Raw genomic sequence first — 7346 nt, forward strand, 5'->3', positions numbered from 1 at the left:
GGGTCCGTGCGTGGTCCGGCACGGCGTCCCGCACCGCGAGGCGCAGCAGGTCCTCGACGGAGGCGGCGGGGGTGCCGGCCCGGCCGACGACGGGCAGCCCCGTCGCCGGCGAGTGCGCGTGGGGGCCCTGCAGCCCGGTCGCGGCGGGCCAGCTGTCGGCGACGGTGCGGCGGCTGCGGGCGGGCTCGCCGGCGGGCATCTGCAGCGTCTGGACCTGGGACGCCGGCAGCGGCGCGGGGGTCGACGAGGCGGCTGCGGCGGCGCGGCGCTCGGCCTCGCGGATGCTGCGACGGGTGAGCCGCTGGGCGGCCTCGACCGAGGAGTCGTCAGGGGCAGACCCCACCGGCACCTCCCTCGTCAGGCAGCAGACGTCCGCGTCTGCGACGTCATCGTGAGCGCGTCCGGTCGGGTTCCCCTGAGACCTGCGTCCCGTCCGCGATCACGAAACCATAACGGCTCACCCGCTAGCAGCAAAACCCCCTGGACGCGCGTCCAGCGGGTGTCGTGCCTCACCCCGGCCGACGCCGCGCGGCCACCGGACGGCCGCCGCGCGGACACCTCGTCGTCAGCGCAGCGAGCCGCGCTGCATCGCGTCGCTGACCTCGCCGACGAGCTCCTCGAGGATGTCCTCCAGGAAGACGACGCCGGTGCACGAGCCGTCGACGAGCACGCGCGCGAGGTGCGCCCCGGACCGCTGCATGGCCGCGAGCACCGTCTCGATCTCGTCGTCGACGCCGGCCACCGCGAGCGCCCGCAGCCGCCACGCGGGGACGGGCAGGTCGCGCTCGGAGCCCTCGGCGTAGAGCACGTCCTTGACGTGCAGGTAGCCGACCGGCTCCCCGTCGTCGTCCGCGACGGGGAAGCGGGAGAACCCGGTGCGGCCGACGAGCTCCTCGACGGCGGCGGGCGTCACGTCCCGGCGCAGGACCACCGCGTCGTCGAGGCCGACCATGACGTCGACCGCGCGCTTGTCCGAGAACTCGATCGCCGTGGTGAGCAGGCCCTGCTCGTCCTCCAGCAGGCCCTCGGCCTGGGAGCGCTCGACGATCGACTGCACCTCCTGCGCGGTGAACGCCGAGGCGACCTCGTCCTTCGGCTCGACGCCGAACAGCCGCAGCACGTGGTTCGCGAGCCAGTTCAGCGCCCAGATCACCGGCCGCACGACGCGCGCGACCCACACGAGCGGCGGGCCGAACAGCAGCACCGCGCGGTCCGGGCCGGAGACGGCGAGGTTCTTGGGCACCATCTCGCCGAGGACGACGTGCAGGAAGACGACGACGGCGAGCGCGACGACGAACGCGATGGGGTGCGTCCAGGCAGGGCTCACGCCGAGCGCGTGCAGCGGCTCCTCGATGAGGTGCGCGATCGCCGGCTCGGCGACGACGCCGAGGCTCGTCGAGCACACGGTGATGCCGAGCTGCGCGCACGCGAGCATGAGGGACACGTGCTCCATGGCCCACAGCACCGTGCGGGCCCGGCGGTCCCCCGCCTCGGCCAGCGGCTCGATCGACGAGCGCCGCGCGGAGATGATGGCGAACTCCGCGCCGACGAAGAACGCGTTGGCGGCCAGCAGGACGACCGCGATCGCGAGGGCGAGCGTGCTGCTCATCGCTCCTCCCCCTCGCCGACCTCGGCCGCGGGCAGCACGCGCACGCGCTCGACCCGCCGCCCGGCCATCTGCGCGACCTGAAGCACCACGTCGCCGGCCACCACCTCGTCGCCGACCTCCGGGATGCGGCCGAGCTCGGCCATGAGGAGGCCGCCGAGCGTCTCGTAAGGGCCGTCCTCCGGCACCCGCAGGCCCGTGGTCTCCCACAGCTCGTCGGGCCGCAGGACGCCGGGCAGGTACCAGGAGCCGTCGGCGGAGCGCGCCGCGGTCGTGCGGCGGCGGTCGTGCTCGTCGCGGACGTCCCCGACGAGCTCCTCGACGACGTCCTCCAGCGTCACGATGCCGGACGTGCCGCCGTACTCGTCGACGACGACGGCGGCCTGCAGGCCCTGGTCGCGCAGCTCGACGAGCAGCGGCCCGAGGTGGACCGTCTCGGGCACGCGCGGCGCGTCGACCATGAGGTCGGCGGCACGCACGAGCGGCCGCTCGTCGTAGGGCACGGCGATCGCGCGGCGCAGGTGCACGAGCCCGACGACGTCGTCGCTGGAGTCACCGATCACCGGGAAGCGCGAGTGGCCGGACGAGCGCGCGAGCATGACGACGTCGGCGGCCGTGTCGTCGCGGTGCACGACGACGAGCCGCTGGCGGTCCGTCATGACGTCAACGGCCGTGAGCTCGCCGAAGTCGACCGCGTTGGTGAGCAGCGTGGCGGTCGACGCGTCGAGCGTGCCGGCCTCGGCCGAGCGCCGGACGAGCGCCGCGAGCTCCTGCGGCGAGCGGCCACCCGACAGCTCCTCGCGCGGCTCGACGCCGACGGACCGCAGGATCCGGTTGGCGGTGCCGTTGAACGCGACGATGAGCGGGCGCAGCGCCGAGGTGAAGCCGCGCTGCAGCGGCGCGACCGCGCGGGCGGTGCCCAGCGGGCGGGCGATGGCGAAGTTCTTGGGGACGAGCTCGCCGAACACCATGGAGAAGCCGTTGACGAGCACGACCGCGACGACGACGGCGAGGACGCCCGCGACGGCCTCGCCCGCCCAGCCGCCGATCCAGGACGCGAGCATCCGGGCGACCGCCGGCTGCGTCGTGTAGCCGAGCAGGACGGTCGTCAGCGTGATGCCGACCTGGGCGCCCGACAGCTCGGTGGACAGCCGGCGCAGCGCCTTGAGCACCGACTGGCCGCGCCGGTCGTCGGCGCGCGTCTGTTTGTCGACGACGCCGGGGTCGAGGGTCACGAGCGAGAACTCGCCCGCGACGAACACGGCGGTGCCGGCGGTGAGGAGGACGCCCAGGCCGACGAGCAACCACTCCGTCAGCACGGGGTCACCGCGCGCAGCACGGCAGGGACTAGGGCAGGGGGGCCGGCATGGTCGGGCCCGGGCTCGCAGGCCCGGGCGGGACGCCGGCAGCGACTTGAGCTGCTCATCGTGGGCGCCAGTGTACGGACCGGCGCCGCTGCCGCACGAGGGCGGCGGGCGACGCGCGCCGGAAGGCCGGGCCGCGCGCAGGCGCCTGTGCCACGCTGGCCCCATGACCACGACGAGTCCAGTTAGGACGGCCCGCGACGCGACGACGGTGCTGGTGGTCGAGGACGAGCCGGCGATCGCGCAGGCCATCGTGCGGCGGCTCTCGGCCGAGGGCTGGGCGGTCGAGGCGGCGCGCGACGGCCTCGCGGGCGTCGCGGCGGCGTCCCGCCTGCAGCCCGACGTCGTCGTGCTGGACGTCATGCTGCCCGGCATCGACGGCCTCGAGGTGTGCCGGCGCATCCAGGCCGAGCGCCCCGTGCCCGTGCTCATGCTCACCGCGCGCGACGACGAGACGGACATGCTCGTCGGGCTCGGTGTGGGCGCGGACGACTACATGACCAAGCCGTTCTCCATGCGCGAGCTCGTCGCGCGGACGAAGGCGCTGCTGCGCCGTCAGCAGCGCGCCACCCTCGCCGCCGAGCAGGCGCAGGCCACCCAGCCCGACCCGCCGCTCGTCCTCGGCGACGTCGTCGTCGACCGCGCGCAGCGGCGCGTCATGCGCGACGGCCAGGAGGTCCACCTGACCCCGACCGAGTTCGACCTGCTGCTCGCGCTCGGCACGTCGCCGCGCACGGTGCTCACGCGCGAGCGGCTGCTCGCCGAGGTGTGGGACTGGGTCGACGCCAGCGGCACCCGGACGGTCGACTCCCACGTCAAGGCGCTGCGCCGCAAGCTCGGCTCCGACCTCATCCGCACCGTGCACGGCGTGGGCTACGCGTTCGAGCCGTCCGGCGAGGAGCCGGACGGGGCGTGACCGCCGCCCCCCGCCACGCCCGCGGCGACCTCGCGCGGTCGCTGCTCCCCGACGTGCGGCCGCTCGACCGGTTCAGCTCGATCAAGATCAAGCTGGGCGTGCTCGTCGCGGCCGTCGTGACGCTCGCGGCCTTCATCACCTGGCTGGGCCTGACGCGCCACCTCGGCCCGACGCGCACGCTGCCGCTCGCGATCGTCATCTCGCTCGTCGTCACCCAGATCCTCGCGCGCGGCATGACCTCGCCCCTGCGCGAGATGACCGCGGCCGCCCGCAAGATGGCCGGCGGCGACTACACGGTGCGCGTGCGCGCCACGAGCCGCGACGAGGTCGGGCAGCTGGCCCACGCGTTCAACACCATGGCCGAGGACCTCGGGCAGGCGGACGGGTTCCGGCGCGAGCTCATCGCGAACGTCGCGCACGAGCTGCGCACGCCGGTCACCGCCCTGCAGGCGCAGCTCGAGAACATCGTCGACGGCGTCGACGAGGCCGACCCCGCCACGATGGAGGCGGCGCTCGCCCAGACCGAGCGGCTCGGCCGGCTCGTGACCTACCTGCTCGACCTGTCCCGCCTCGAGGCGGGCGACGCCCCGCTCGAGATCACCCGCGTGCCGCTGGAGGACTTCCTCGAGGAGGCCGCCGAGGCGGCGGCGCTGGTCGGCGCGGCCAAGCACCTGCGGTTCCCGGTGCAGGTGGACCCGCCCGGGCTCACGATCGACGCCGACCCCGAGCGCCTCCACCAGGTCGTCGCCAACCTGCTGCACAACGCCGTGCGCCACTCGCCCGACGGCGAGGAGGTGCGGCTGGAGGCGACCCAGGTCGGGCCGACGGTCCGGCTGGACGTCGTCGACCACGGGCCGGGCATCGCGCGCGAGCAGCGGGCGCACGTGTTCGAGCGGTTCGTGCGGGGGAACATGCCGTCGACGACGGGCGTCGGCTCGACCGGCGGCACGGGGCTCGGCCTGTCCATCGTGCGCTGGGCGGTCGAGCTGCACGGCGGCACGATCGAGGTGGCCGACACCGAGACCGGCTGCACCATGCGGGTCACGCTGCCCGCGCGGGCCGACGTGCCGCCGACGCCCGCCGGCGGCCTGCTGATGGCGCGGCCGGGAGAGACGCCCGCAACGCGCTGACCGGTAGGTTCGTCGCATGAGCCAGCCCACCCCACCCACCCCGCCGGACGGCGTCGTCCGGGTCGAGCGACTCACCAAGACCTTCGGCCACGTGCGTGCCGTCGACGACCTGACCTTCGAGGTCCGGCCCGGCCGCGTCACCGGGTTCCTCGGGCCCAACGGCGCCGGCAAGACGACGACGCTGCGGATGCTGCTGGGCCTCGTGCGGCCCACGTCCGGCACCGCCACGATCGGCGGGCGCCGCTACGCCGAGCTCCCCCGCCCGACGTCCGTCGTCGGCGCGGCGCTGGAGGCCGCGAGCTTCCACCCCGGCCGCACCGCGCTGGACCACCTGCGCAGCTACGCGCCGCAGGTGCCCGTCACCGACGCCCGCGCCCGCGAGGTGCTCGCCACCGTCGGGCTCGCCGAGGTCGCCGACCGGCGCGTCGGCGGGTTCTCCCTCGGCATGCGCCAGCGCCTGGCCCTGGCCACGACGCTGCTCGGCGACCCGCAGGTGCTCGTCCTCGACGAGCCCGCCAACGGCCTCGACCCCGAGGGCATCCGCTGGCTGCGGGTGTTCCTGCGCTCGCTGGCCGCCCAGGGGCGCACCGTGCTCGTCTCGAGCCACGTCCTGTCCGAGGTCGAGCAGACCGTGGACGACGTCGTCATCATCGCCGGCGGCCGCCTGGTGCACGAGTCGTCGCTCGCCGACCTGGCCGCGATGACGACGACGCGGGTGCGCGTCGTCTCCCCCGACGTCGACGGGCTCGCGCGCCTCGTGCAGGCGTCCGGCTGGCGCGTCGGACCCGACGGCGCGGGGCCGGGCTGGGTCGAGCTCGAGGGCGTGGAGACGCCGGAGGTCGGCGCCGCGGCGTTCCGCGCGGGCCTGGAGCTGCACACGCTCACGCGCGTCGACCCCGGCCTCGAAGGGCTGTTCCTCGAGCTGGTCTCCCGCGGGGCTCCCGGGCCCGTCCAGCAGGCCCCGGCCGGACGGGCGGTGGCGTGATGCGTGCCGCCCTCGTCGCCGAGACCCGCAAGGTCCTCACCACCCGGATGTGGTGGATCCTGCTCGTCGTCATGGCCGCCTACATGGCGCTCATGTCCGGCGGGCTCGCCGCCGCGCTCTCGCTCGCCCCGGAGCAGACGGGCGCCGGGTCGGACGCCCCGCCGATCGGCCCGGAGCAGGTCGTCCGCGGCGCGTACACGGTGGCCGTGTCGTTCGGCTACCTGTTCCCGCTCCTCGTGGGCGCGATGGTCGTGACGTCGGAGTTCCGGCACAAGACGATCACGCCCACCCTGCTCGCCGAGCCGCGGCGGACCGTCGTCCTGCTCGCGAAGCTCGGTGCCGGGGCCGTCCTCGGCGTCGTCTTCGGCGTCGTCGGCACGCTGGCGTCCGTGGGTGCCGGCGCGGGCGTGCTCGCGATCATCGGCAAGCCGACCTACCTGGACCTCGGCTCGACGTGGCGCACCATCGCGCTCTCGGCGCTCGCGCTCACGGTCTGGGCCGTGCTCGGCGTCGGCTTCGGCGCGACGATCACGAACCAGGTCGCCGTCATCGTCGTCGTCCTCGCCTTCACGCAGTTCGTGGAGCCCGTCGCGCGGTTCGCGCTGGCGAGCACGGACTGGGGCGGCGGCATCGCGAAGTTCCTGCCCGGTGCGGCGGGTGAGGCGATCTCGGGCGGGTCGTTCTACTCCGTGTCCGGGCTCGCCGACCTGCTGGCGTGGTGGCAGGGCCTGCTCGTGCTGCTCGGGTACGCGCTGGTCCTGGCGCTCCTCGGACGCCTGACCACCCTGCGGCGGGACATCACCTGACCCGCGGACGTCCGTCCCCCGACCGCCGGCCGGCCCGGCGGGCGGTCGCGGGGCGTCTCACGCTCTGGGACGGGACATGACCTCGGATGCCCCCGGCAGACCCCGGCTTGGGCGTGCGACAGGCCTTCCCTTGCCCGGCGTTGACCTGGGCGCGCCGGACAGGTGAAAGGCGTCGGCAGATGCCCCGGAGGCCGCCGCCCCGGGCCGTCCCGGCCGCGCGCAGCCCGTAGTCTTGACCTCAACAGAACCGACAACGACGCGGTCACGAACCGCATGCGGAAGTGGGCGATCCTCGCGTGGTCCAGAAGGCGGAGCCGGAGTCGACGCGCGCTGATTTCGGCGCGAACGAGTGGCTCGTGGACGAGCTGTACGAGCAGTACCTGCAGGACAAGAACGCGGTGGACCCCGCGTGGTGGGACTTCTTCGAGGGCTACCGCTCCGGGGACGGCAACGGAGCCGAGCGTCCCGGCGCGACGGCCGTGACCGCCCCCGGCCCCGCGCAGCCCGCCGCACCCGCGCCGAGCGCCGCCGCGGCGCCC

General features: G+C 75.0%; 8 protein-coding genes. 5 read left to right on the forward strand and 3 right to left on the reverse strand.

What is annotated here, in order from left to right; genetic code table 11:
- The 3 genes from HGCM_RS20035 to HGCM_RS15620 form a co-directional block, all read right to left on the reverse strand.
- The coding region (locus tag HGCM_RS20035; RefSeq protein ID WP_040399158.1) for a hypothetical protein at positions 1-343 on the reverse strand (343 nt) is incomplete at its 3' end.
- A 222-nt stretch (positions 344-565) separates the two neighbouring features.
- A complete protein-coding gene (locus HGCM_RS15615; RefSeq protein WP_019137754.1) occupies positions 566-1609 on the reverse strand; it encodes a hemolysin family protein in 1044 nt (347 codons plus the stop codon).
- On the reverse strand, positions 1606-2925 hold the full coding sequence (locus HGCM_RS15620) for a hemolysin family protein (protein ID WP_040399160.1): 1320 nt from the start codon (positions 2923-2925) through the stop codon (positions 1606-1608). Before HGCM_RS15620 ends, HGCM_RS15615 begins: the two co-directional genes overlap by 4 nt.
- A 211-nt stretch (positions 2926-3136) precedes the next feature.
- Between HGCM_RS15620 and HGCM_RS15625 the strand changes: the two genes are divergently transcribed.
- The 5 genes from HGCM_RS15625 to HGCM_RS15645 form a co-directional block, all read left to right on the forward strand.
- Complete coding sequence (locus tag HGCM_RS15625) at positions 3137-3886, forward strand: response regulator transcription factor (protein ID WP_040399161.1); 750 nt, start codon at positions 3137-3139, stop codon at positions 3884-3886.
- On the forward strand, positions 3883-5016 hold the full coding sequence (locus HGCM_RS15630; RefSeq protein ID WP_019137757.1) for a HAMP domain-containing sensor histidine kinase: 1134 nt from the start codon (positions 3883-3885) through the stop codon (positions 5014-5016). Before HGCM_RS15625 ends, HGCM_RS15630 begins: the two co-directional genes overlap by 4 nt.
- 16 nt (positions 5017-5032) lie before the next feature.
- The gene (locus HGCM_RS15635) at positions 5033-6001 is read left to right on the forward strand and encodes an ABC transporter ATP-binding protein (protein WP_019137758.1); all 969 of its coding nucleotides are present in this window, start codon (positions 5033-5035) and stop codon (positions 5999-6001) included.
- A complete protein-coding gene (locus HGCM_RS15640) occupies positions 6001-6807 on the forward strand; it encodes an ABC transporter permease (protein WP_026075528.1) in 807 nt (268 codons plus the stop codon). Before HGCM_RS15635 ends, HGCM_RS15640 begins: the two co-directional genes overlap by 1 nt.
- A 296-nt stretch (positions 6808-7103) precedes the next feature.
- Positions 7104-7346 (forward strand): 2-oxoglutarate dehydrogenase E1 subunit family protein (locus HGCM_RS15645; RefSeq protein ID WP_026075529.1); only part of this gene is annotated, 243 nt, incomplete at its 3' end.

Source organism: Cellulomonas massiliensis JC225, from assembly GCF_000312005.1.
GTDB classification, from domain to species: domain Bacteria; phylum Actinomycetota; class Actinomycetes; order Actinomycetales; family Cellulomonadaceae; genus Cellulomonas; species Cellulomonas massiliensis.

What these genes read in the sequence shown, in the direction of transcription:
- HGCM_RS15615 (WP_019137754.1), bottom strand. Translation starts at nt 1,609, where the DNA reads ATGAGCAGCACGCTCGCCCTCGCGATCGCGGTCGTCCTGCTGGCCGCC.
- HGCM_RS15635 (WP_019137758.1), top strand. Translation starts at nt 5,033, where the DNA reads ATGAGCCAGCCCACCCCACCCACCCCGCCGGACGGCGTCGTCCGGGTC.
- HGCM_RS15625 (WP_040399161.1), top strand. Translation starts at nt 3,137, where the DNA reads ATGACCACGACGAGTCCAGTTAGGACGGCCCGCGACGCGACGACGGTG.
- HGCM_RS15640 (WP_026075528.1), top strand. Translation starts at nt 6,001, where the DNA reads ATGCGTGCCGCCCTCGTCGCCGAGACCCGCAAGGTCCTCACCACCCGG.